The sequence below is a fragment of the Nesterenkonia sp. HG001 genome, assembly GCF_034438835.1.
In the GTDB taxonomy this organism is placed as follows: domain Bacteria; phylum Actinomycetota; class Actinomycetes; order Actinomycetales; family Micrococcaceae; genus Nesterenkonia; species Nesterenkonia xinjiangensis.
On the sequence record NZ_JAOSZD010000007.1, the window covers coordinates 1 to 22,047 of the forward strand.

A 22,047-nucleotide genomic window follows, 5' to 3' on the forward strand; every position below is an offset into this window, starting at 1 on the left:
CTCCAACCATTCCTGAGTCTCTTCAGGATCACGATCCGGAAGCTGATTGGTCAGACCACTGCGAATATGCGAGATCTCTTCACCAGCGCTCACAAGCACCTCTCTCAAAAATCGAAGGACAACGCCGGTGGCCCGAGGACAGGGATGGTCCTCGGCGACGCCGTGGAGGTCAGGCACGCTCGTCAGGGTGCGGGCGCGCGTCGTCACGGCAACTCTACCCGGAACACCAGGTGTCGCACTTCCCACCGAGCGCCCTGGGGACGTAACGTTGCCTGTGAGAGGCGCGGCACACGCCGTCGTCCTCTGTCCCATGACATGAGAGGAAGTGACGCCCGAGGTGAGTCAGGCAGCCGCTGCCGAGGACCCGTTGAGTGCTGAGACCGGGCAGCTCTACGACGCCGCGACCAATGTGGTCGAGACATCCGGACTGCTGGGGGAGCTGGGTTTCTCGTCCGATTCCCTCGTCCAGGAGATCGGCGTGGACGACGACGTCGACGACGCCTTCCGAGATGCCCTGGAGGATCTGCTCGACGAGCCGCTGGTCGACGAGGACGACGATGAGGTCGTCGACGCCGTGCTCCTGTGGTTCCGCGAAGGCGACGGAGACCTCACCGATGCGCTGGTGGACTCGCTGACCACCCTCGATGAGGGAGGGGTCGTCTGGCTGCTCACCCCGCGCTCCGGTCGTGACGGTTATGTCGCTCCGGTGGAGATCCAGGACGCCGCCCCGAACGCCGGGCTGCACGTGACCTCCTCGGCTGGAGTGTGTGCTCACTGGGCCGCGGCGCGCCTCATGCCGCGCAAGTGACCGGTGCGGCACGGACCCGCCGCGACGGTGCAGGCCCAGGGGTGACCGGACAGCTGAGCGTGGGGGACCGGATCCCGTCCCTGCGGGGCCGCACCCACCACGGGGAGGACCTCTCCCTGGAGCAGCTCGCCGGGGCGCCGGCCCTGGTGATGTTCTATCCCTTTGCCTTCAGCCGCGTCTGCGGCTCCGAGCTCGCGGCTCTGCACGCGGCGCGCGGCGACCTGGCGGAGCTGGGCGCCCGGGCGGTCGCCATCAGCTGTGACGCCGTCCATGCTCTGCGCGCCTACGCCGAGCACCTGGCTCCTACGGAGGCTGAGCTCGGCTTCGACCTGCTGAGCGACTTCTGGCCTCACGGCGCCGTCGCCCGGGGCTGCGGCGCCTTCGACGAGGCCCGCGGGGCCCCCACGCGGACCAGCTACATCCTTGACCCGGCTCTGCGGGTCCGCCACGTCCAGCACGTCCCTGCCCACCAGTCGCGTGACCTGCAGGAGGCTCTGGTCGAGCTCGGCCGCGCCGCATGACCGCGGCCGATGCCCCCTCCGCGGGGCCTTCGCGCCTGCTGCTCCTGGCCACCGTGCTTCTGGTGGCCGCCAATCTGCGCCCGGCGATCACCGTCGTCGGCCCGCTGATCGAGCAGATCGGTGTGGAGAACGGGATCAGCCCGAGCGCCCTCGGTCTGCTCGGGGCCCTGCCCGTGCTGAGTCTGGGCGTGTTCTCGCCGCTGGTGCATCGTCTCTCGGCTCGGATCGGCATGGAGCGCAGCATCCTGCTGGGCCTCGTCGTGCTGGCAGGCGGCACGGTGCTGCGTTCGCTGCCCGGTGGCCAGATGCCCAGCGGGGCGTGGACCCTGTATCTGGGCACTGCGATCATCGGGGCGGCCATTGCCGTGGGCAATGTGCTGGTCCCGGCAGTGGTCAAGCGTGATTTCCCCCACCAGGTCCCGCTCATGACCGGTCTCTACACCGCGACGCTGGTGGGCGCGGCGGCGGTCGCCTCCGGAGTGGCGGTGCCCCTGGCCGAGCTGGTGGGCTGGGAGCTGACCCTCGGTGCTGCGGCGCTGCTCGCTCTCGCGACGGCCGGCATCTGGGTGCGGCGCGGTCCACCTCCGCCTCGGGGCGCTCTGCGTGAGGGCCCTGTGCGTGAGGGCCCTGTGCGGCTCGGCCGGCAGGGCCTCGTCCCCGTCGAGGGGCGGGGGGCCGAGGGCGTGACGGGAAGGAGCGGCGCAGGCCCGGCAGGGCGTCCCGGCCGTGCGCTGCTCCGCTCGCCCGTCGCCTGGCAGGTGACCGCCTACTTCGGGCTCCAGTCTGCGGTCTTCTATGTGATGCTCACGTGGCTGCCCTCGATCCAGACTTATCAGGGCGTCACACCGGTGGTGGCGGGCTGGTGGCTGTCCGGCTATCAGGCGATGGGGATCGTCGCGAGCCTGGTGGTGGGGCCGCTCATGCAGCGCACCAGCGATCAGCGGGTCATCGCCGTCGGACTCTCGGCGATGATGGGCCTCGGAGTGGCGGGCATGGCCTTCGCTCCGGAGCTGCTCCCGATCTGGTGTCTGATCTCGGGATTCGCCTCCGGGGCGACGCTGCTGGTGAGCCTGACCATGGTCTCGCTGCGGGCGCGCACACCGCAGCAGGCGGCCCGGCTCGCCGGGATGGCACAGGGCATCGGGTATCTGGTGGCCGGCCTCGGGCCGCTGGCGGCAGGCGTGCTGGTCGACGTCGCGGGCTCCTGGCTGCCGGTGCTGCAGGTGCTCCTGGTGGTGGTGGGTGTGCAGGGCATGGCCGGGTGGTTCGCCGGGCGAAGGGTCTTCGTGGACGGAGCGCCCGAGGAGGGGCCGGCAGGAGGTCCTCCTCGGTGACGCGTGGGGGCGGACCGGCGGACGCCCGGGTGCTGATCGCTTAGAGTGGGTCCCCGTGAGTGTTCAGAGTTCCCCAAGGACGCAGCTGGGCGTCCTCGACCGCTATTTCCACATCTCCGAGCGTGGGTCCACCATCGGGCGCGAGGTCCGTGGAGGACTGGCCACGTTCTTGGCCATGAGCTACATCATCGTGCTCAATCCCCTGATCATCGGCGCCGCGGCGGATTCCACGGGGCACTACCTGGGCGGAGGGACCGAGCCCAACCTGCCCGCGGTGGCCGCGGCGACCTCGCTGATCTCCGGAGTGCTGACCATCCTGATGGGCGTCATCGGCAAGTTCCCCATGGCGGTGTCCTCGTCGCTGGGTCTGTCTGCGTTCATCACCTACGGCATTGTGGTGCTGCCCGGCATGACCTGGGCAGACGCGATGGGTCTGGTGGTCATCGAGGGCTTCATCCTGCTGATCCTCGTGCTCACCGGCTTCCGCTCGGCGATCTTCAACGCCGTGCCGTCGCCGCTGAAGACGGCGATCAGCGTCGGCATCGGTCTGTTCATCGCCCTGATCGGCATGATGAATGCCGGGTTCATCCAGAACTCCGGCGGCGTCGGGCTTGAGCTCGGGGTGGGCGGCTTCCTCTTCGGGTGGCCGCTGCTGATCTTCCTGGTGGCCCTGTTCGCGCTGTTCGCCATGTGGGCGGCGAAGGTGCGCGGGGCCATCCTCTACTCCATCATCGGCGCCTCAGTCCTGGCGATCACGGTGGAATCGATCTTCCGGGTGGGCCCGCAGACCGGTCCCGACGGCGAGGAGAACCCCTTCGGCTGGGGGCTCTCCGTGCCGACGCTGGACCAGGACTGGTTCACCCTTCCGGACCTCTCGCTCCTGGGCGAGTTCAGCCTGCTGGGATCCTGGCAGAACATCGGGATCATCGCCGCGTCGCTGGCGATCTTCACGCTGCTGCTGGCCAACTTCTTCGATCTGCTGGGCACCATGGTGGGCGTCTCCAACGCCGGAGGGATCAAGGACGAGAAGGGCGACATCCCCTATTCACGCCGGATCATGGTCTCCGATGCGATCGGCACCATGGGCGGCGGCCTCGGCTCGACGTCGGTGAACTCCGGGTTCATCGAGTCCACCGTCGGAGTCGGCGACGGCGCCCGCACCGGCCTGGCCAACGTCGTCACCGGCCTGCTGTTCCTGGCCACCATCGTCCTCGCTCCGCTGGCAGCCGTGATCCCGACCGAGGCGGCCTCGGCGACGCTGGTGCTCGTCGGGTTCCTGATGATGCAGCAGATCACCCGGATCGACTGGACGGACGTGGAGATCGCCATCCCGGCGTTCATGACCGTGGTGATGATGCCGTTCTCCTACTCGATCACCAACGGCATCGGTGCCGGTTTCATCACCTTCGTGGTCATCAAGGTGCTTCGCGGCAAGGCTCGTGCGGTGCATCCGCTGATGTACGTCACCGCCGTGCTGTTCGTGCTCTACTTCGTCTCCGGGCCCATCCAGGAGGCGCTCGGCGTCAGCTGAGCGGTCGGCTCCGCGTCGACGACGGCCGTGGACTCGATCTCCACGAGCTGGTCGTCGTAGCCGAGGGCGGCCACACCGACGAGGGTGCTGGGCACGTCGTGGGCGCCGAAGCTGTCGCGGACGACCTCCCAGGCCGCGACGAGGTCCTGCTGCCGGGACGAGGCGACCAGCACGCGGGTGGTGGCCACATGGCTCAGGTCGGCACCGAGCTCGCTGAGCACCGTGCGCAGATTCTCCACGCACCGGTGGGCCTGGCCCGCGACGTCGCCGACGGCGACGGTCCGCCCGTCGGCGTCGAGCGGGCAGGAGCCGGCCAGGAAGGCCAGTCGGGCTCCGGCGGGGACGGTGGAGGCATAGGCATACTCGGCGACATCGCTCAGCGTGGCGGAGCGGTGCAGGGTGACGGGCGAGGGTCGGTCAGCGGGGGAGGCGTCCATGGGTTCATCATCTCAGCCCGCGGCCGCCACCAGGGGCTCGGGTGCGATGGCCTCGACGTGTCATATTCCGTGGTGCTGACGCGCGACATCCAGGAACTGACGCGCGTCATGTGACAGGCAAGGGGTGCCTCACTCCATTGGAGGGCACCGGAGCTCAATTAGTGAACACCCGCCTTGCGTATACTGTGGCATTGTGCCCGTCGGGGACGTCGGGCACGCGCTGTCGCACACCAAGGACCGCACCTGCGGTCGCCACGCACCACACCGACAGTCACGCAGACCGGGCCACGGCCCCGGGCGTCCGGGCACCCCGGGACGTCCATCGGCCCGGGCGCCTGCGACGCCCCTTGGAAAGGACACTCATCCGATGACTCGCACTCTGATGCCGGCGGCCCTTGCGCTGCTGGCCCTGACGCTGACCTCCTGCGGCAATGCCGCCGATGACCAGGAGGACGGCGCCGGCGAGCAGGCCGAAGCCGGTCAGGACAGCCTCGTGCTGTACTCCGGACGCAACGAGGAGCTCATCCAGCCGCTGATCGATCAGTTCAGCGAGGACTCGGGGATCGAGGTGGAGGTCCGCTACGGCGACACCGCCGAGCTCGCGGCCCAGATCCTCGAAGAGGGAGAGGACACACCGGCGGACGTCTTCCTCGCCCAGGATGCCGGTGCTCTCGGCGCGGTGGCTCAGGAAGGGCTCTTCGACGAGCTCGACGCTGAGACCCTCGGCCAGGTTCCGGAGGCCTTCCGCGACGCGGAGGACCACTGGATCGGCGTCTCTGGCCGGGCTCGCACTCTGGTCTACAACACGGACCTCCTCGACGAGGAGGACCTGCCCGACTCGGTGGCCGAGCTCACCGAGCCCGAGTACGAAGGACGCGTCGGCGTCGCCCCGACCAACGCGTCCTTCCAGTCCTTCGTGACCGCGTACCGCGAGGTCGAGGGCGAGCAGGCCGCAGAGGACTTCCTCACCGGCCTGGCCGAGAACGATCCACAGATCCGTGAGAAGAACGGCGAGATCGTGTCCGATGTCGCCGACGGCGCCATCGAGATGGGTCTGGTCAACCACTACTACCTCTACGGTCGTGCGGCAGAGCTCGGACAGGATCCCGCCGACCTGAACATCGCGAACCACCTCTTCGGCGGCGGCGACATCGGGGCCCTGGTGAACGTGGCCGGCGTCGGGCTGTTCGACGCGGAACACGAGGCCTCCCAGAGGCTGGTGGAGCACCTGCTCAGTGAGGACGGACAGCGCTACTTCGCGGAGGAGACCGCGGAGTACCCGCTGATCGAGGGTGTGGAGGGACCCGAAGGGATGCCCGCTCTGGAGGACCTAGATGTCCCTGAGATCGACCTGAACTCCTTGGAAGACCTGGAGACCACCGTGCAGATGATCACCGAGTCCGGGCTGGTGGGCTGACCCATCACCCTGGCCACCGCCGGACGCCTCCGGCGCACTCGCGGCTCCGCCCCCGGCAGGGGCGGAGCCGTCGGTGTGCCCTGGTGGCTGCGGGCGGCCGCCCTGGTTGGCACAGGTGTGGCACTGCTGCCGCTGGCCTACCTGGTGGTCCGAGCCGCCCAGTACCCGCCGGGGGACTTCATCGACGTGGTGTTCAGCGCGCGCAGCGGGCGGCTCGCCGTCACCTCACTGGCCCTGACTGGTGCGGTCACGGCGCTGTGCGTGGCCGTCGGTGTCGGTCTCGCCGTACTGGTGACCCGGATCCGGGTGCGCGGCCGCCTCGCCTTGGGCGTAGCCGCTGCGCTGCCGCTGGCCATCCCCTCCTATGTGGCGGCCTTCGGCTGGCAGTCGATGAACGCCCTGATCAGTCCAGGAACCACCTTCGAGGGCTTCGCCGCCGCTGTGCTGGTCATCACGTCGGTGACCTACCCCTATGTGTACCTTCCCGCAGTCGCTGCGCTGGTCGCCGTCGACCCCGGTCAGGAGGAGGCGGCCCGGTCACTGGGTCGGGGACCGGTCATCACGTTCTTCACCGTCACCGCACGGCAGGCCGCTCCGGCGATTACGGCCGGAGGGCTGCTGTGTGCTGTCTACGTCATCGCCGACTTTGGTGCCGTGTCGATCCTGCGCGTTGACACCTTCACCCGTGCCGTGTTCACCAGCTTCTCCATGGGCTTCGACCGGCTGGGAGGCATTGCGCTCTCCTCGGTGCTGCTGGTCTTCACCCTCTGCGTGCTCACTGCCGAGGGACGCATCCGACGCACCGGAACCCGCTACGCGAGCCTCTCCGGTGCGAGCCGCACGCGCCCGGAGCTTCTCGATGTGGGGCGCTGGGCGGCCCCGGCCGCGCTGCTGGGATGGGCGCCGGTCGTCGTCGGGCTCGGCGTGCCGCTGTGCGCCCTCGGTGTCTGGAGTGCCCAGGGGGTCTCGCGGCCCGGATCGATCGGGGAGATCCTCGCCGCACTGGGAAGCTCTCTGTGGGCCGCCGGCGCCGCAGCGGCCGCGACCACCGTGGTCGCGGTGCCGCTGGGCCTGTGGCTCGCCCGGCGCCCCACCGTGCTCGCTCGACTCCTCGAGCGCACCGCCTATCTGGCGCACTCGCTGCCCGGCGTGGTGATCGGGCTCTCTGTGGTCATGCTGGGCATCACCGTGCTCCCGGGGCTCTATCAGACGATGTGGCTGCTCACCCTGGCCTACTGCACCCTCATGCTGCCGCTGGCCCTGGGTCCGGTGCTCGCCTCCGCGCTGACCGCCCCTCCCGAGCTGGAGGATGCCGCCCGCGCACTCGGCAAGAGCCCCCTGCTGGCCTACGCCCGGGTCACCTTGCCGCTGATGTTCCCGGGGATCATCTCCGGGGCGCTGCTGGTGCTGCTGACCGTGATCAAGGAGCTTCCCGCGACCCTCATGCTGCGACCCACCGGATTTGACACCCTGGCCACGCGGCTGTGGACCTACACCGGCAACGAGTCCTATGCGGCCGCCGCACCGTTCGCGGCGCTGCTGGTGCTCGTCGCCGCGGTCCCGGCCTGGATGATGATCTCTCGACTGCTCAAGGAGGTCCGATGAGCGCCCTGACCCTGAACACCTCGACGTCCGAGCCCCACCCTGCCGCGGCCGCGTCGAGTCCGCTCGATGTCGCCACCCCCGCGGGACTGGAGGTCACAGGCGTGGCGGTCAGCTTCGGCGGGGAGGGGGTTCTCCGCGACATCGCTCTGCAGGTGTCGGCCGGCACCACCACCGCGATCGTGGGGCCATCGGGCTCTGGAAAGACCTCGCTGCTGCGGGTCATCGCCGGATTCCTCGACCCTGGATCCGGGGCCGTGCGGCTCCGCGGCGCTGATGTCACAGCCGTGGCGCCACATCGGCGCAGCATCGGCCTGGTGGCGCAGGACGGAGCGCTCTTCCCGCACCTTGACGTCGCCGGCAACATCGCCTTCGGCCTGCCGCGCGGGACTCGACGCAGGGAGACCCGGCGCCGGGTCGAGGAGCTCCTTGATTTGGTCAGCCTGGACCGTGAGCACGCTCGCCGGAGGCCCGACCAGCTCTCCGGCGGCCAGCGGCAGCGCGTCGCACTTGCTCGGGCGCTGGCACGCCGGCCTGACGTCATCCTGCTCGACGAACCCTTCTCCGCGCTGGACGCAGGGCTCCGCGAGACCACTCGTCAGGCAGTGCGTGAGATCCTCGCCACCACCGGCACCACCACGGTGCTGGTCACCCATGATCAGGACGAGGCGCTGTCCTTCGCAGATCAGGTGGCCGTGCTCCAGGAGGGACGCCTCTCTCAGATCGGCAGTCCAGAGTCCGTCTACCGGCGTCCGCGGGACACCCGCACCGCACAGTTCCTCGGGGAGTCGGTGCTGCTCCCGGCGCGGACCACGGGCACCGGCCGAGCCACCACGGCCCTGGGTGAGATCCGAGTGATCTCCCCGGACGCAGCCGAGCCCACGGCCCTTCAGAATTCGCCCAAGGTCCCCGACGGCCAGCCCGGGCACGGCACCGTGATGCTGCGTCCGGAGCAGATCGAGCTCACCGAACAGGGCACGCCGGGGATCGTGGTGTCCTCGCAGTACTTCGGCCACGACACCACGGCTGTGGTGACGGTGGAGGGGCTCAAGGAGCCCGTACGGGTGCGTCGGCTCAACGCCGACTCCCTGCGAGCCGGTGCTGCGGTCGGGCTGACGGTCACCGGGGTCGGGGTCCTGTATCCGGCCGCACCCGGGGGATCAGGGGCTGCGGATGCTCCTGGCATCGAGCTGCTCTCTCCTCGCTGACACCTCGCCGGAGTCTGGCGGAATCATCGCGACGAGGCAACGGGACGACGCCGGCTCAGCACCAGGGCCCCGAGTAGTGCCAGGCCCCACAGCATGAAATGGGGACCCCAGAGGAGGGTGTGCCCGAGGAGACCGGTTCGGTCGGTGACCTCGACGTCCAGGACGCCCATCAGGACGAGCCCGCCGGCGACGATATCGGCGCCTCCATAGAGGATCAGGCCCACGGCTCCCACCCAGGAGGTCGCCCGCCACAGCGTGGGCCAGGGGAGTCTGCCCTCCTCGGCGAGCATCGGCACCCACGCGGCGGCGAGCTTCAGCACGCCGGTCGCCAGGAGGAGGAGCGTCCACGAGGTGTCGCCTTGTCTGACGGCGTCGACGGCCCACTGTCCGACCAGTGGCAGCAGCTGTTCGCCGCCCAGGGCCCAGTAGAAGCTAGGGATCGCATGCAGCGTGCCCAGGACTGCCGCGACCAGGAAGGCGAGACGAATCGTCCGGCGGGACGTCGGCGCGTGCCGCCGAGGCGAGGTGGCGGCAGAGTCGCCGTCAGTGTGGGGGTCAGGCACGGTTCCTCCTCTTCCCGCCGAGTCACACGATGGAGCGCAGCTCCACCGTCTCGCCGGGTCCCGCTCCCTCGCCCCTGGCGTAGGCAGTGCCTCGTCGTCCTCGACACGGACGCTCGGCAGTCTACTGAACCCAGCGGTCGATGGCACGAGCTCACCGGCTGCGGCCCCGCGTGGGGCGGGACCTCCGGGTGGGGTGCCGGATGACGGGTCGGACAGAGGCTCGCTTATCCTGAAGGTCCTGAGAATGATTCCTGATAAATAGATTGCAATCTGTTTATGTATGTGGTGAGGTGGGATTGTGCACGACGAACACGGTGTGGTGGCGGCTGCTCAGCTGTTCAAAGTCCTCGGCAATGAGTCGAGGCTCCAGCTGCTGCAGCTGCTCGGCGAGTCGCCCCGAACGGTGGGGACACTGGTGGAGGTGACAGGAATGTCGCAGCCGTTGGTCTCCCAGCACCTGCGGTCCCTGAAGCAGGCGGGACTGGTGGCGGCGGACCGGCATGGCAAAGCCATGAACTATCACCTGGCGGACGATCATGTCGCACACATCGTCGATGACGCCATCGCGCACGTCGAAGAGTCTCACACCACGAAGGCGGCCGACCGACGGCCCGGAAGGATCTCACCATGACTGACCACAAGACTGCCGAGCACACCGTCGAGGAGCACCAGCACGGCGAGAACTGCGGCCACGAAGCTGTGCCGCACGAGGACCACGTGGACTACGTCCACGACGGCCACCGCCACGCCGCCCACGGCGACCACTACGACGAGCACTGAGCGCACGCGCGGTCAGCCGGGCCTCTCAGGACCTGACCGGAGCCCGGGCCTACGCATCAGCGTGGACCCGGGCTCCCGTCATCGGATGCTCGGGTGGAGTCAGATCTTCCCGCTGTCGACGATCGCACCACTGGCCGGCAGCGAGCCGCGCAAGGTGAAGGGCATGGCCCGGGCGCGCTCGACGTCGAACCGGTCCATCGCCTGAAGGTGGAGGTGCGGTTCGGTGCTGTTGCCTGAGTTCCCGCAGCGTCCCAGCATGTCGCCGGGACGCACCCTCTGCCCGACCTCCACGCAGACACTGCCCTGCTGGAGGTGGCAGAGGGCGATGACGGCGCGGTCGGCGTCGATGAACACATGATTGCCGGCGAGCGCGATCCAGCCTTGGGCCGCGCGGGAGCGCTGGGTGAGGGCATAACCGACTGAGGGCAGCCCGCGATGGGCGGCGTGATCGCCTTCGGCGTCATGCGCCGCCACGATGACCCCATCGACGGGCGCCAGCACCGGGCGGCCGAAGCCCGGGAACCGGTCCGGCGACTCCGGGCGCACCAGTGAGCGCAGGGAGATCGGAGCGGTGCGCCCGGTGTCGTCCACGGGCACGAAGTCGATGGCGTACGAGGCGGCGAACAGGGCAGTGCCATGGCTGGGCACTCGATCGGCAGGGCTGTTCTGCGTCAGCCACTGGCCGTCGAAGGGGTAGTGCAGGTCCACAGCTGCGGACATCGGGTGCCTCGTTCCGAGTGGCGCCTCCTCACCGAGTCCGCGTCAGGAGACTGGAGATGCGCTGGTGCGACGGGCGTCCGATGGGCTGAGGACGACGCCGATTGTGTGGGCCCTGCCGGGATCGAACCGACGACACTCGCGGTGTAAACGCGATGCTCTACCAGCTGAGCTAAAGGCCCTGGACCGGCGGCCTCGTCCCGTGGTCGCGCGGTGACAGGGGACGGGCGCGCCGGCGTCTGAACTATACCAAGACTCCCTGCGGACGAGGCCGGAGCTCAGGCTTCAGCGGCAACTTTCTCCGCGGCCACGCGATCGAGATCCGCGGCGTCGGATCGCTGGGCCAGGGCGCGCTGTTCCGCTCCATAGAGGGCCGCGCCCACGATGCCGGCGTTGTTCTTCAGCTGTGCCGGGACCACGGGGGCGCGAGGGCTGCTGACCTGAGGCAGGAAGTCGTCGCTGCGTTTGGAGATGCCTCCTCCGATGATGAACTGCGAGGGGGAGAACAGCCGCTCCACATGGGTGAGATAGCGGTCTAGGAGCCTCCCGTACTCATCCCAGGGCATGTCCATCCGCTCCCGGGCAGCGGCGGAGGCCACCACCTCGGCGACCTCGCCCTCGAACTCCAGATGGCCCAGCTCGCTGTTGGGCACGAGCACCCCGTCGTGCACCAGGGCCGAGCCGATGCCCGTCCCCAGGGTGATGGTCAGGACGGAGCCCGACCGCCCGGCGCCGGCGCCATAGCGCGCCTCGGCCAGGCCGGCACCGTCGGCGTCGTTGAACGTGAAGATGTCCCCGGGGAGCTCGCGCAGCAACTCGCCGGCGTCGCATTCGATCCAGGAGTCGTCGATGTTCGCCGCGGAGAGCACGACGTTGTCGATCACGATGCCGGGCACCAGCACGCCCACCGCCAGTTCGTCGCGGTCGGGAGCCCTCTCGCGCCCCAGCAGCTCCTCCAGGATGGTGCTGATGACCTCGGCCACGGCCTCCGGCGTGGCAGGCCTCGGCGTCGGGATGCGGAATCGTTCCCCGACCAGCTTGCCCTTGTGGAGATTGACGATCCCGCCCTTGATGCCGGTGCCGCCCACATCGATGCCGATGGCGCGCTTCGGCAGGTGGTCGAGGGCGACGCTGGCCGGGGCCACCGCCTGGGCGGCCAAGGGCTGGGACTGGTCAGACTGGGTCATTGCTCTCCAAGGGGTGAGGCGAGAAGAGCACGGCCGACGGTCGGCGACGCGCCTTCGGCTCCGCTCGCGGGCCACAGGGACTGGACGTGCGTCGTCGCACCGGATGTGATCGACCGGACGCTCCTGCGAGCCGGCCACGGACCAGGATAGCCGGTGTACGCGATCTAGGTCACCTCTGTCACCCGCGAGCCGTGGTCAGCCGTCGTCCCCCGAGGGCAGTGTGAGGATCTCGGAGCCGCCGTCGGTGACGACCAGCGTGTGTTCGAACTGGGCGGTGCGCCTTCTGTCCCGGGTCACTGCGGTCCAGTCATCGGCCCACATGTCCCAGTGACGGGTGCCGAGAGTCAGCATCGGCTCGATGGTGAACACCATGCCCGGCTCCATCAGCTGGGAGTGGTCCGGGGCGGTGTCGTAGTGGGGGATCACCAGGCCGGTGTGGAAGGCCTTGCCCACGCCGTGGCCGATGAACTCACGCACCACCCCGTATCCGAACCGTTTGGCGTAGGACTCGATGGAGCGGCCGATCACGTTGATGGGGCGCCCTGGTTTCACCGCACGGATGCCACGCATCATCGCCTCATGGGTGCGTTCGACGAGAAGGCGCGACTCCTCGTCGACGTCGCCCACCAGGAAGGTGTGGTTGTGGTCGCCATGGACTCCGTCGAGGTAGGCGGTGATGTCGAGATTGACGATGTCGCCGTCCTGCAGCGGGGTGGAGTCCGGGATCCCATGGCAGATGACCTCGTTGATGGAGGTGCAGATCGCCTTGGGGAAGCCTCGGTAGGAGAGGCAGGATGGGTAGGCCCCCCTTGAGATGAGGTAGTCGTGGGCGAAGGCGTCCAGCTCGTCGGTGGTCACCCCGGGCCTGATCTGTTCCCCGGTGGCGACCATCGCGTCGGCGGCGAGCCGTCCCGCCCGGCGGATCCGAGCCACGGTCTCGGCGTCGTAGACGTTCTCGCCCGTGTAGTCGGGCGGGGCGTCCAGGCCGACATAGTTCGGCTTCTCGATGTGGTCCGGGACCGGGCGCGGCGGGCTCACGGTGCCCTTGGTCAGCGTGCCGACGGGGGCAGTCGTGGGAGAGACGGAAGCCATGGGATCCATCCTATCGTCGGCATCGGTCCGACCGTCGAGACGAGGGTGGACATCAGGGTCCCGTCGGGCCGCCGCGGGGTTCAGCGCCCCGGGTCCGCAGCTGCAGCGCCAGCGCCAGCACCGCGATCAGCGTCACCACGGTGAGGGCGATCGGCAGGGAGGTTCCCTGGCTCAGGGCACCGATCGTCGGAGAGAGGCTCAGAGTGACCGTCCGCATCGTCCAGCTGATCCAGGTGACGCCGCTGTGCGGAGGCAGGCCGGGAACCGCGTCGGCCCGGGCGAAGGCGATGGGTACGGTGACGGCGCAGCCCAGCCCGGCCAGCGCCAGGCCGGCCAGCGTCAGCACGATGGTCGGAGCCCAGGCCGCGGCGAGGAGTCCGAGGATGACGGCTGCGAGGCTCAGCAGCAGCGACCGGCGATCGCCGAGACGGTCGATCACGCGATCGCCGAGCATCCTGCCGATGAACTGGGCGGTCAGCAGCACGGTCAGACCCACGCCGGCGGAAGCGGCTGCCATGTCCCGTTCGCTGGAGAGCAGCACCGCCGACCAGTTGTTGCCGACGTCCTCCACCGAGATGCCGGCCAGGGCGACCAGCGCCAGGGGGACGAGGATCTTCGCCGTCGCCCAGCCGGTGGGTCGTGTGGTGCTCTGGGCGGTGCCCAGGACGCGCCGCGGCTCAGGCAGGAACGCACGCGCGGAGAGGCTCATGGCCAGCACGCAGATCATCGCCCAGACCGCCATGTGCCCGAGCAGCGGAATCCCGGCCAGGGCCGCCAGCGTGCCGATGCCGCCACCGAGTGCGGCACCGATGCTCCAGCCCGCGTGCATGGAGTTCAGCAGAGAGCGGCCGTAGGCCTCCTGGACCCGAAGCCCCTGGGAGTTCTGCGCGACGTCCACCGTGGCGTCACCGAAGCCGGCCAGGAGAAGGCCCGCCACCACCAGCCAGGGATCGCCGAGGGCGACGCCGACGGTGGCCAGCACCAGCGAGGCGCCGACCCACAGGGTGCCGAATCCTGCGGCGCGCGCCACGCCGACGGTGCGGGAGACCACTCCTGGAAGGTGTACTGCGAGTGTGCCCCCCAGGCCGAAGCCGACCACCAGCAGGCCGAAGAGCGCCGGGCTCAGCCCCAGAGTCTCCTTAACCTCCGCGTAGCGAGCCAGCAGCGAGGCCGGCAGCGCGCCGTTGGTGGCGAAAGCCGTCATGGTGGCCAGACGGCTGCGGCGCAGCGGGACGGAGACCGGTCCGTGTCGGTCTCCGCGCGGTGAGGTGGGCGTTTGCATGGCGAGCAGTCTTCCGCTGGAATCGCACACATGCAACGTGCGAACAGACATAGAACGATCATCGCGTCCGTCCGCGGAGGTGAGGAGGTCCGTGCCGCCGATCTGGTGCGAGCCACCGGGGCGTCGGCGATGACGATCCGGCGGGACCTCAGCGAGCTCGAACAGTGTGGCCTGCTCCGTCGCACCCACGGCGGCGCGGTCGGTCTGCCCGCACGCGGCATGCATCTGCCCTATGAGGTTCGGAGGGAAAGCCATGTCGAGGAGAAGCGGGCGATCGGTCGGGCTGCGGCCGCGCTGATCCCGGACGGCTCCAGCGTGATCATCGATGACGGCACCACCTGCACGGCGGTGGCCCAGGCACTGGCCGGTCGGGATGTCACGGTCCTGGCGCTCTCTCTGCACATCGCCGTGGTGCTGGCTCGGGACCCCGGGGCGGCGGAGCGTGGCACCCGGGTCCTCACCCCGGGAGGAGAGCTGAACGCCGGGGAGCTCTCCTGGAGCGGGCACCGGGCCGTGCGGGACATCGAGGGGTTCCGTGCCGACGTCGGGGTGCTCGGGGTCTGCGGCTGGGACGAGTACTCCGGGATGACCGCCTCCACCGTCCAGGACGCCGACGTCAAGCGAGCCATCCGGAGCTCATCGCGTGAGATCATCGCCGCCGCAGGTGCGGACAAGCTGGGCGTCTCGGCGACCTTCGCGGTCTGTGCGACCGAAGAGATCGGGACGGTGGTCACCGGCGAGCTGCGCCTCGTGCAGCGCCTCTGGCTGGAGCATTCAGGGGTGGATGTCGTCACCGTCGGCTGACCGGCGTAGGCTGGCTCCATGACCACGCAGTACTGGTACAACGTCCGCACCGGCGAGGTGGAGCAGGGGGCGCAGTCCAGCTGGAAGCACCTGCTGGGCCCCTATGACTCCCACGCCGAAGCCTCTCAGGCCATGAAGAAGGTCCAGGCCAACAACGAGCGCTGGGAGGGTGAGGACGCCGAGGACTGAGCCGGACTCCTCAGAAGCCGTGCTCCTCGGCGGGGAAGGCCCCGGAACGCACGTCCTCGGCGTAGGCGGCCGCAGCCGCGGAGACGGTGCTGCGGAGATCCGCGTACCGCTTCACGAAGCGCGGAAGCCTCCCTGGCGTCATGCCCAGCATGTCCTGCCACACGAGCACCTGACCCGTGGTCGCGGGACCGGCCCCGATCCCGATCGTCGGGACGTCCAAGGCGGCCTCGACCTCGGCCGCGACGTCGGAGGGGACCATCTCCATCAGCACGCAGAAGGCCCCGGCCTCCTGCATGGCTCGGGCGTCGGCGAGCACGCGGGCGGCGGCGTCTCCGCGTCCCTGGACGCGGTAACCGCCCAGGGCGTGCTCGGACTGCGGGGTGAATCCCACGTGCGCCATCACCGGGATCCCTGCTGAGACCATGGCCCGCACGTGGCCGGCCATGGACGCGTCGCCCTCCACCTTGACGGCGTGGACCTCGGCCTCCTTCATGAAGCGGACTCCGGTCTCCACCGCCTGCTGGGCTGAGGCCTCATAGCTGCCGAACGGCACATCGGCCACCACGAGGGCCCGCTCGGCCCCGTTGACCACGGAGCGGGAGAAGACCAGCATCTCCTCCACAGTAATCGGCAGGGTCGTGCTGCGGCCCATCATCACGTTCGAGGCTGAGTCGCCCACCAGCAGGACTTCCACGCCCGCCTCGTCGAAGATCGAGGCGATCTGCGCGTCATAGGCGGTGAGCATGGCGAAGCGGCGACCTTCCTCCTTGAAACGCCGCAGGTGCACGGTGCGGATCCGCGCGGGCGTGCGAGGAGGCTTCTGGGGCGCCGTGGGATCGCCGGTGCCCGCGTCACCCGGCGCGGCGGCGCCCCCGTAGGGGCGTGGAGCGTCCGAGGCGGGGTCGACGGGGGCGTGGCTGCTCTGATTCTCGGCTGGCATGACACCAGGCTAGCCTCTTGCGGACTCACGGGTGCCTCCCGGGCCAGGCTGCCCCAGACCTCAGTGGAGTCTTGGGTAGAGTGGGAACGGCGAGACACCCACGCATGTCAGAGAGGCTGCAGCGAGCATGGACCGACAGCAGGAATTCGTACTTCGCACCATCGAGGAACGAGACGTGCGTTTCGTGCGCCTCTGGTTCACCGACGTCGTCGGCGCGCTCAAGTCCGTGGCGCTGGCTCCGGCCGAGGTCGAGGGCGTCTTCAGCGAAGGGCTGGGCTTCGACGGCTCCTCCATCGAAGGGCTCTCCCGCGTCTTCGAATCCGACATGCTGCTCAAGCCGGACCCCTCCAGCTTCCAGATCCTGCCCTGGCGGGGTGAGGAGGAGCCGACGTCGCGGATGTTCTGCGACATCCTGACCCCGGACCAGGAGCCTGCCTCCGCGGACCCGCGATCGGTGCTGCGCCGTCAGCTCGACTCCGCCGGTGAGATGGGCTTCACCTGCTACACCCACCCGGAGATCGAGTTCTACCTGCTCGACTCCGAGGAGCTCGACGCCACGGGCAGCCCTGTTCCTGTGGACCGCGCCGGCTACTTCGACCATGTCACCGGCAGCGTCTCCCAGGACTTCCGCCGCCATGTGGTCTCCATGCTCGAGGCCGTGGGCATCTCGGTCGAGTTCAGCCACCATGAGGCCGGCCCGGGGCAGAACGAGATCGATCTCCGCTACGCCGACGCCCTGACCACCGCGGACAACATCATGACCTTCCGCACGGTCATCAAAGAGGTCGCCGTCATGCAGGGGAAGTACGCGACCTTCATGCCGAAGCCCTTCACCGAGCACCCGGGCTCCGGCATGCACACGCATTTCGGGCTCTTCGAAGGCGACACCAACGCCTTCTTCGCACCCAACGCGGAGTTCAACCTGTCGACCATCGCCCGGCAGTTCATCGCCGGAGTGCTGACGCACGCGCCCGAGTTCACTGCCGTCACGAACCAGTTCGTGAACTCCTACAAGCGGCTCTGGGGAGGGGGAGAGGCCCCGTCGCACGTCTCCTGGGGGCACAACAACCGGTCCGCGCTGATGCGTGTGCCGCTGTACAAGCCGACGAAGGGCGGATCCGCCCGTGTGGAGTTCCGCGGCATCGACTCCTCCGCCAACCCGTACCTCGCCTATGCCGTGGTGCTCGGCGCCGGGCTGAAGGGCATCAAGGAGGAGTACCAGCTGGCAGAGGCGATCACCGAGGACGTCTGGTCGCTGACCACTCCCGAGCGCAAGGCGCTGGGCATCAAGCCGCTGCCGGGCACTCTGCACGACGCGATCCGGCAGATGGAGGAGTCCGAGCTGGTGGCCGAGATCCTGGGAGAGCAGGTCTTCGAGAACTTTCTGCGCAACAAGCAGCAGGAGTGGGACGAGTACCGCATCAACGTCTCTCCGTTCGAGATCAACCGCTACCTCGGGATGATCTGAGCCCGGTCGGGCGAGCATGAGCGGACTGACCTCACGTGACCTGATCGCTGCCGGATTCGACGAGCTGGAGCGGGCGGCGACCTTCCTCCAGGATGAGCAGCTCAGCGGCCTGGACCGCACCGCCCTGCTGCGGACACTGCGCCGGGCGCCTGACGCTGACCAGGCGCTGCTGCTGCTGATCCGTCTGCTCGAGCGGGCTCCGGAGGTGTGTCGGCTCTTCGACGATGTCGATGAGGGGCACCACCGGCAGGCCGTGCCGCTGATTCGGCTCCTGGGCGCGTCTCGGGCGCTGGGCGAGTTCCTCGTCCGAAGGCCCGAATCCGTCCAGGTGCTCTTCGACCACGCCGCGGCCGGTCAGGGGGAATCGCCTCGCGAGCTGCCCGCGGTGGTCGACGCCGAGACCTTCCGCACCGGGCTCATGGAGGCGGTGCGCGCAGATCCGCAGGCGGAGGCGCCCGCCGCCGGGCTCGAGGGGGAGTTCACCGCACGGGAGGCCGCCGTCGCCCTGCGTGTGGCCTATCGTCGCGAACTGACCGCCGTCGCGCTCCGCGACCTCTGCGCCGCAGATCCGCTGGCCTATCAGCCTCTGGTCTCCCAGCAGCTGGCGGACCTGGCCGCGGGAGCGGTCGACGCCGCCCTGGCCGTCACACGTGCTGAGCTGGCTGACCGCCACGGCGAGGCCGCCCACCAGGTGGAGCTCGCTGTCATCGGCATGGGCAAGTGTGGAGCCCGGGAGCTCAACTACATCTCCGACGTGGACGTCGTCTACGTCCACCGGGCCCCGGAGCACCTCGACGAGATCGAGGCGCGCAGGATCGCCGTCAGCCTGGCCGGCGGGATCTCCAGGACCATCAACTCCTCCGCCCCCGAGCCCGGGCTGTGGGAGGTGGACGCGAACCTGCGCCCGGAGGGCAAGGACGGCGCGCTCAGCCGGACCCTGGAGTCCCACGTGGAGTACTACCGCCGATGGGCCCATGGATGGGAGTTCCAAGCGCTGCTGAAGGCCCGGCCGATCGCCGGCAGCATGGCCCTGGGCCAGGACTACATCGAGAAGCTCTGGCCGCTGGTGTGGAGCTCCTCGCAGCAGGTCGAGTTCGTGGAGAACGTCCAGCGGATGCGCCGCCGGGTCTTCGAACACATCCCCGCCGAGGACGTCGACCGGGAGATCAAGCTCGGGCGGGGCGGGCTGCGCGACATCGAGTTCACCGTCCAGCTGCTCCAGCTGGTCCATGGCCGGGTGGACGAGGACCTCCGCGTCCGGGACACCCTCACCGCCATCCGCGCTCTGGACGAGGGCGAGTACATGGCCCACCGGGACCAGGAGGCGATGTCGCGGTGCTACCGGCAGCTGCGCCTCTATGAGCATCGCATCCAGATGTCGAACATGCGGCGCACCCATCTGATGCCGACCCGTGAACCGGAGCTGCGGGCTCTCGCGCACGCCGTGCGGCCCCCGCAGGCCGAGCGCCGTGACACGGCCCAGGACCTGCTCAAGGCCTGGCGCAGCGTGGTCCGTGAGGTCGCCACCTTCCATGAGACGATCTTCTACCGACCGCTGCTCTCCACCACTGCCGTGCTCTCCGACGAAGAGGTCAGGCTCTCCTCGCAGGCCGCCCAGGACCGCCTGGCCGCGCTGGGCTACTCCGACACTTCCGGGGCGATGCGGCACATCGAGGCGCTGACCTCCGGAGTGACCCGCCGGGCCACGCTCCAGCGGCGGATCCTGCCGATGATGCTCGGCTGGTTCGCCGAGGGAGTGGATCCTGATCGTGGGCTGCTGGCCTTCCGCCGGCTCAGCGAGTCGCTGGGCACGAGTCCCTGGTACCTGACCATGCTGCGTGACTCCTCGGTGGCGGCCGAGCGGCTCTGCCACATCCTGACCAGCTCCCGGTTCATCTCGGACCTGCTGGAGCACTCCCCGGAGTCGAGCCGGTGGCTGGGAGACGACACCGCCCTGCAGCCGCTGAGCTTCGAGTCCCTGTGGACCGAGATCCGTCATCAGCTGGCTCGCCACGAGGGTGATTCCTCCACGGCGGTGAGGCTGACCCGGCTGGTGCGTCAGCGTGAGGTGCTGCGCATCGCCATCGCGGACGCCGCCGGGCTGCTGGAGCTCGACGAGGTGGGGCGGGCGCTCTCCGACGTGGACCGTGCCGCCACGCTCGGGGCCCTGCATGTGGCCGAGCGGGAGGTCTTCGCAGAGCACGGCGAGCAGGTGAAGTTCCTGGTGGTGGCCATGGGACGTCAGGGCGGCCGCGAGATCTCCTACGGCTCGGACATGGACGCGATGTTCGTCCACCGTGCAGTGGACGGCGCGGATCCCTCCGTCGCCGATGAGCAGGCTCATCGACTGGCCACCCGACTGACCGCGCTGCTGTCCCAGTCGGTGAAGCCGCCGGTGCGCGGTGAGGATCCGCTCAAGTTGGACGCTGATCTGCGACCGGAAGGAAAGAACGGGCCCATCTCGCGGACACTGGAGTCCTTCCGTGAGTACTACCGCCGCTGGATGGACGTCTGGGAGCGGCAGGCTCTCCTCCGAGCCCGCCCGATTGCCGGTTTCGACGGTCTGGCGGAGGATTTCATGGCGCTGGTCGACGAAGTGCGCTATGGCGCGGCACCCAGCGCGGCCGAGGTGCGGGAGATCCGCCGCATCAAGGCGCGCGTCGAGTCCGAGCGGCTGCCTCGTGGAGCCGATCCCTCACGCCATGTGAAGCTGGGCCGCGGTGGGCTCTCCGACGTCGAATGGCTCGCTCAGCTGATGCAGCTCCAACATGCCCACGATGTGCCGGCGCTGCGGGTGACCAACACGTTGGACACCCTGGAGATCCTCGTCCAGCACGAGCTGATGGACAGTGCGGACGCCGGTGTCCTGGCCGAGGCGTGGCGGCTCTGCACGCGGGTGCGGGCAGCCTCGAAGGTCTGGAGCGGCAGGACGGCGGACGTGCTGCCCTCCTCGCGTCGTGACGTGGAGGCGGTGGCCCGCTGGTGCGGATTCGACGCCGGCTCCGCGGCTGCCTTCGAGGAGCACTATCTGCGCACCACCAGGCGGTGTCGACAGGTCTACGAGCGGCTCTTCTACGCCGAGGCCTGAGGAGCGAGCAGCTCGAGACTGCGGTGCTGCACGTCCTCTTGGGGAGCGAGGTTGACCAGCATCAGCTCATCGGCGGAGGCCTCCTCGGCGAAGGTGTCCAGCCAGTCGATGACCTCCTCCGCGGTGCCTGCCACAGTGCGGCTGAGCATGCCCAGAACCTGCTGCCCGGCCGGGTGGTCACGCAGCATGACCACGTCATCGTCGCTGAGGGTGCGGTTCCGGCCCAGCATGTTCCGGATCCAGGAGTCTTCTGCGGCCTGACGCTGCGCCCGAGCGATGTCGCCGTCGTCGTGGGCGATCACGTTGGCCGCGGCGATGAAGTGGGGACGGGCGTCCGGGCCCAGCAGCGATGTGGAGGCGTCGAACGATGAGCGGTAGACGTCGGCGGCCTGGACGAGCATCTGCGGGGCGAAGTGGGAAGCGAAGGCGTAGGGCAGACCGAGCTTGGCGGCCAGCTGGGCGCCGAACAGCGAAGAGCCCAGGACGTACATCGGGACCCTGGTGGCATGGCCGGGATACGCGTGGACCCCGGGGATCCGGGAGTATCCGGCCAGGTAGCCGTTGAGCTCCATGATGTCGGACTCGAAACGGTCCGCCTCGGTGCCGTCGCGCCGCAGCGCCCGCATGGTGGCGCCGTCGGTGCCGGGTGCCCGCCCCAGTCCCAGGTCGATCCTTCCCGGGAACAACGTCTCGAGCATGCCGAACTGCTCGGCGATGACCAGCGGTGTGTGATTGGGCAGCATGATTCCCCCCGACCCGACGCGGATGGTCGACGTCGCGGCGGCGATGTGCTGGATCATCAGCGCGGTTGCTGAGGAGGCGATGTGCGGCATGTTGTGGTGTTCGGCGAACCAGAGCCGGGAGTAGCCGAGTCCGTCGGCGGTGCGGGCCAGACGCCGACTGCGGGCGATCCCGTCTGCGATGCTCTCCGAGCCTCGGACGGTCGCCAGATCCAGCAGGGACAGCGGACGGGATGCAGGCACAGCGACTCCTCGCGACGGGGACGGGCCAGGACGATTCATCAGGCCCTCTGGTGCAACGGGGAGGGCACAGGTGGTCATCCCGGGTTCGCTGAGAGC

At 69.2% G+C, this 22,047-nt stretch carries 21 protein-coding genes and 1 tRNA gene; 13 read left to right on the plus strand and 9 right to left on the minus strand.

Translation table 11 applies throughout. The features are described from left to right. The first annotated feature begins 337 nt into the window (after positions 1-337). From ODE13_RS12190 to ODE13_RS12205, 4 genes are read left to right on the plus strand one after another with little or no spacing between them, the layout of a single operon-like run. Positions 338-808 (plus strand): DUF3052 family protein, encoded by a 471-nt coding sequence (locus ODE13_RS12190; RefSeq protein WP_179542870.1) that lies wholly within the window; start codon positions 338-340, stop codon positions 806-808. Positions 809-849: 41 nt separating this feature from the next. Further along, positions 850-1,329, plus strand: coding sequence for a redoxin domain-containing protein (locus ODE13_RS12195; protein ID WP_322479533.1), 480 nt, complete (start codon positions 850-852; stop codon positions 1,327-1,329). Continuing rightward, the gene (locus ODE13_RS12200; protein WP_322479534.1) at positions 1,326-2,663 is read left to right on the plus strand and encodes an MFS transporter; all 1,338 of its coding nucleotides are present in this window, start codon (positions 1,326-1,328) and stop codon (positions 2,661-2,663) included. Before ODE13_RS12195 ends, ODE13_RS12200 begins: the two co-directional genes overlap by 4 nt. 55 nt (positions 2,664-2,718) lie before the next feature. Then, positions 2,719-4,194: an NCS2 family permease gene (locus ODE13_RS12205; RefSeq protein ID WP_322479535.1), complete on the plus strand. Its 1,476-nt coding sequence runs from the start codon at positions 2,719-2,721 to the stop codon at positions 4,192-4,194. On the opposite strand, the gene ODE13_RS12210 is transcribed toward ODE13_RS12205, so the two are convergent. Next, the gene (locus ODE13_RS12210) at positions 4,149-4,631 is read right to left on the minus strand and encodes a RidA family protein (RefSeq protein ID WP_322479536.1); all 483 of its coding nucleotides are present in this window, start codon (positions 4,629-4,631) and stop codon (positions 4,149-4,151) included. The genes ODE13_RS12205 and ODE13_RS12210 overlap by 46 nt on opposite strands. Before the next feature lie 367 nt (positions 4,632-4,998). Here ODE13_RS12210 and ODE13_RS12215 point away from each other — a divergent pair, with 367 nt between their 5' ends. The 3 genes from ODE13_RS12215 (at position 4,999) to ODE13_RS12225 (ending at position 8,858) form a co-directional block, all read left to right on the plus strand. After that, positions 4,999-6,048: an iron ABC transporter substrate-binding protein gene (locus ODE13_RS12215; RefSeq protein WP_322479537.1), complete on the plus strand. Its 1,050-nt coding sequence runs from the start codon at positions 4,999-5,001 to the stop codon at positions 6,046-6,048. 75 nt (positions 6,049-6,123) lie between these two features. Continuing rightward, complete coding sequence (locus ODE13_RS12220; protein WP_322479538.1) at positions 6,124-7,653, plus strand: iron ABC transporter permease; 1,530 nt, start codon at positions 6,124-6,126, stop codon at positions 7,651-7,653. Further along, positions 7,650-8,858, plus strand: a complete 1,209-nt coding sequence (locus tag ODE13_RS12225) for an ABC transporter ATP-binding protein (RefSeq protein WP_322479539.1) — start codon at positions 7,650-7,652, stop codon at positions 8,856-8,858. Before ODE13_RS12220 ends, ODE13_RS12225 begins: the two co-directional genes overlap by 4 nt. 23 nt (positions 8,859-8,881) lie before the next feature. On the opposite strand, the gene ODE13_RS12230 is transcribed toward ODE13_RS12225, so the two are convergent. After that, positions 8,882-9,421, minus strand: a complete 540-nt coding sequence (locus ODE13_RS12230) for a DUF3995 domain-containing protein (protein WP_322479540.1) — start codon at positions 9,419-9,421, stop codon at positions 8,882-8,884. Between the two features lie 298 nt (positions 9,422-9,719). Between ODE13_RS12230 and ODE13_RS12235 the strand changes: the two genes are divergently transcribed. Both ODE13_RS12235 and ODE13_RS12240 read left to right on the plus strand, forming a co-directional pair. Continuing rightward, positions 9,720-10,052 (plus strand): metalloregulator ArsR/SmtB family transcription factor, encoded by a 333-nt coding sequence (locus ODE13_RS12235; protein WP_322479541.1) that lies wholly within the window; start codon positions 9,720-9,722, stop codon positions 10,050-10,052. Further along, positions 10,049-10,201: a zinc transporter permease gene (locus ODE13_RS12240; protein ID WP_322479542.1), complete on the plus strand. Its 153-nt coding sequence runs from the start codon at positions 10,049-10,051 to the stop codon at positions 10,199-10,201. The genes ODE13_RS12235 and ODE13_RS12240 overlap by 4 nt, the downstream gene beginning before the upstream one ends. A gap of 99 nt (positions 10,202-10,300) precedes the next feature. Here the strand turns inward: ODE13_RS12240 and ODE13_RS12245 are convergent, their stop codons facing one another. The 5 genes from ODE13_RS12245 to ODE13_RS12265 form a co-directional block, all read right to left on the minus strand. Beyond that, on the minus strand, positions 10,301-10,921 hold the full coding sequence (locus ODE13_RS12245; protein WP_322479543.1) for a M23 family metallopeptidase: 621 nt from the start codon (positions 10,919-10,921) through the stop codon (positions 10,301-10,303). A gap of 106 nt (positions 10,922-11,027) precedes the next feature. Then, a tRNA-Val gene (locus ODE13_RS12250) sits at positions 11,028-11,100 on the minus strand. 96 nt (positions 11,101-11,196) lie between these two features. Beyond that, positions 11,197-12,105 (minus strand): polyphosphate--glucose phosphotransferase, encoded by a 909-nt coding sequence (gene ppgK, locus ODE13_RS12255; RefSeq protein ID WP_322479544.1) that lies wholly within the window; start codon positions 12,103-12,105, stop codon positions 11,197-11,199. A 195-nt stretch (positions 12,106-12,300) separates the two neighbouring features. Next, on the minus strand, positions 12,301-13,197 hold the full coding sequence (map, locus tag ODE13_RS12260; RefSeq protein WP_322479545.1) for a type I methionyl aminopeptidase: 897 nt from the start codon (positions 13,195-13,197) through the stop codon (positions 12,301-12,303). Between the two features lie 52 nt (positions 13,198-13,249). Beyond that, on the minus strand, positions 13,250-14,479 hold the full coding sequence (locus ODE13_RS12265; protein WP_322479546.1) for an MFS transporter: 1,230 nt from the start codon (positions 14,477-14,479) through the stop codon (positions 13,250-13,252). A gap of 30 nt (positions 14,480-14,509) precedes the next feature. Here ODE13_RS12265 and ODE13_RS12270 point away from each other — a divergent pair, with 30 nt between their 5' ends. Both ODE13_RS12270 and ODE13_RS12275 read left to right on the plus strand, forming a co-directional pair. Next, positions 14,510-15,283, plus strand: coding sequence for a DeoR/GlpR family DNA-binding transcription regulator (locus ODE13_RS12270; protein WP_322479547.1), 774 nt, complete (start codon positions 14,510-14,512; stop codon positions 15,281-15,283). Between the two features lie 18 nt (positions 15,284-15,301). Continuing rightward, positions 15,302-15,472, plus strand: a complete 171-nt coding sequence (locus ODE13_RS12275; RefSeq protein WP_179542855.1) for an SPOR domain-containing protein — start codon at positions 15,302-15,304, stop codon at positions 15,470-15,472. 10 nt (positions 15,473-15,482) lie between these two features. On the opposite strand, the gene panB is transcribed toward ODE13_RS12275, so the two are convergent. Continuing rightward, the gene (gene panB / locus ODE13_RS12280; RefSeq protein WP_322479548.1) at positions 15,483-16,412 is read right to left on the minus strand and encodes a 3-methyl-2-oxobutanoate hydroxymethyltransferase; all 930 of its coding nucleotides are present in this window, start codon (positions 16,410-16,412) and stop codon (positions 15,483-15,485) included. A 127-nt stretch (positions 16,413-16,539) separates the two neighbouring features. Between panB and ODE13_RS12285 the strand changes: the two genes are divergently transcribed. Together ODE13_RS12285 and ODE13_RS12290 are read left to right on the plus strand one after the other, a co-directional pair. Beyond that, positions 16,540-17,880, plus strand: coding sequence for a glutamine synthetase family protein (locus ODE13_RS12285; RefSeq protein ID WP_179542853.1), 1,341 nt, complete (start codon positions 16,540-16,542; stop codon positions 17,878-17,880). Between the two features lie 16 nt (positions 17,881-17,896). Then, complete coding sequence (locus ODE13_RS12290; RefSeq protein ID WP_322479549.1) at positions 17,897-20,968, plus strand: bifunctional [glutamine synthetase] adenylyltransferase/[glutamine synthetase]-adenylyl-L-tyrosine phosphorylase; 3,072 nt, start codon at positions 17,897-17,899, stop codon at positions 20,966-20,968. On the opposite strand, the gene ODE13_RS12295 is transcribed toward ODE13_RS12290, so the two are convergent. After that, positions 20,953-21,951: an LLM class flavin-dependent oxidoreductase gene (locus ODE13_RS12295; RefSeq protein WP_322479550.1), complete on the minus strand. Its 999-nt coding sequence runs from the start codon at positions 21,949-21,951 to the stop codon at positions 20,953-20,955. The two genes, ODE13_RS12290 and ODE13_RS12295, sit on opposite strands and share 16 nt — an antisense overlap. Positions 21,952-22,047: the final 96 nt, after the last annotated feature.

Excerpts from the sequence above, each read along its gene's own strand:
- ODE13_RS12290 (WP_322479549.1), top strand. The coding sequence starts at position 17,897 with ATGAGCGGACTGACCTCACGTGACCTGATCGCTGCCGGATTCGACGAG.
- ODE13_RS12245 (WP_322479543.1), bottom strand. The coding sequence starts at position 10,921 with ATGTCCGCAGCTGTGGACCTGCACTACCCCTTCGACGGCCAGTGGCTG.
- ODE13_RS12200 (WP_322479534.1), top strand. The coding sequence starts at position 1,326 with ATGACCGCGGCCGATGCCCCCTCCGCGGGGCCTTCGCGCCTGCTGCTC.
- ODE13_RS12210 (WP_322479536.1), bottom strand. The coding sequence starts at position 4,631 with ATGGACGCCTCCCCCGCTGACCGACCCTCGCCCGTCACCCTGCACCGC.
- map (WP_322479545.1), bottom strand. The coding sequence starts at position 13,197 with ATGGCTTCCGTCTCTCCCACGACTGCCCCCGTCGGCACGCTGACCAAG.
- ODE13_RS12240 (WP_322479542.1), top strand. The coding sequence starts at position 10,049 with ATGACTGACCACAAGACTGCCGAGCACACCGTCGAGGAGCACCAGCAC.
- ppgK (WP_322479544.1), bottom strand. The coding sequence starts at position 12,105 with ATGACCCAGTCTGACCAGTCCCAGCCCTTGGCCGCCCAGGCGGTGGCC.
- ODE13_RS12215 (WP_322479537.1), top strand. The coding sequence starts at position 4,999 with ATGACTCGCACTCTGATGCCGGCGGCCCTTGCGCTGCTGGCCCTGACG.
- ODE13_RS12225 (WP_322479539.1), top strand. The coding sequence starts at position 7,650 with ATGAGCGCCCTGACCCTGAACACCTCGACGTCCGAGCCCCACCCTGCC.
- ODE13_RS12265 (WP_322479546.1), bottom strand. The coding sequence starts at position 14,479 with ATGCAAACGCCCACCTCACCGCGCGGAGACCGACACGGACCGGTCTCC.
- ODE13_RS12275 (WP_179542855.1), top strand. The coding sequence starts at position 15,302 with ATGACCACGCAGTACTGGTACAACGTCCGCACCGGCGAGGTGGAGCAG.
- ODE13_RS12270 (WP_322479547.1), top strand. The coding sequence starts at position 14,510 with ATGCAACGTGCGAACAGACATAGAACGATCATCGCGTCCGTCCGCGGA.
- ODE13_RS12285 (WP_179542853.1), top strand. The coding sequence starts at position 16,540 with ATGGACCGACAGCAGGAATTCGTACTTCGCACCATCGAGGAACGAGAC.
- panB (WP_322479548.1), bottom strand. The coding sequence starts at position 16,412 with ATGCCAGCCGAGAATCAGAGCAGCCACGCCCCCGTCGACCCCGCCTCG.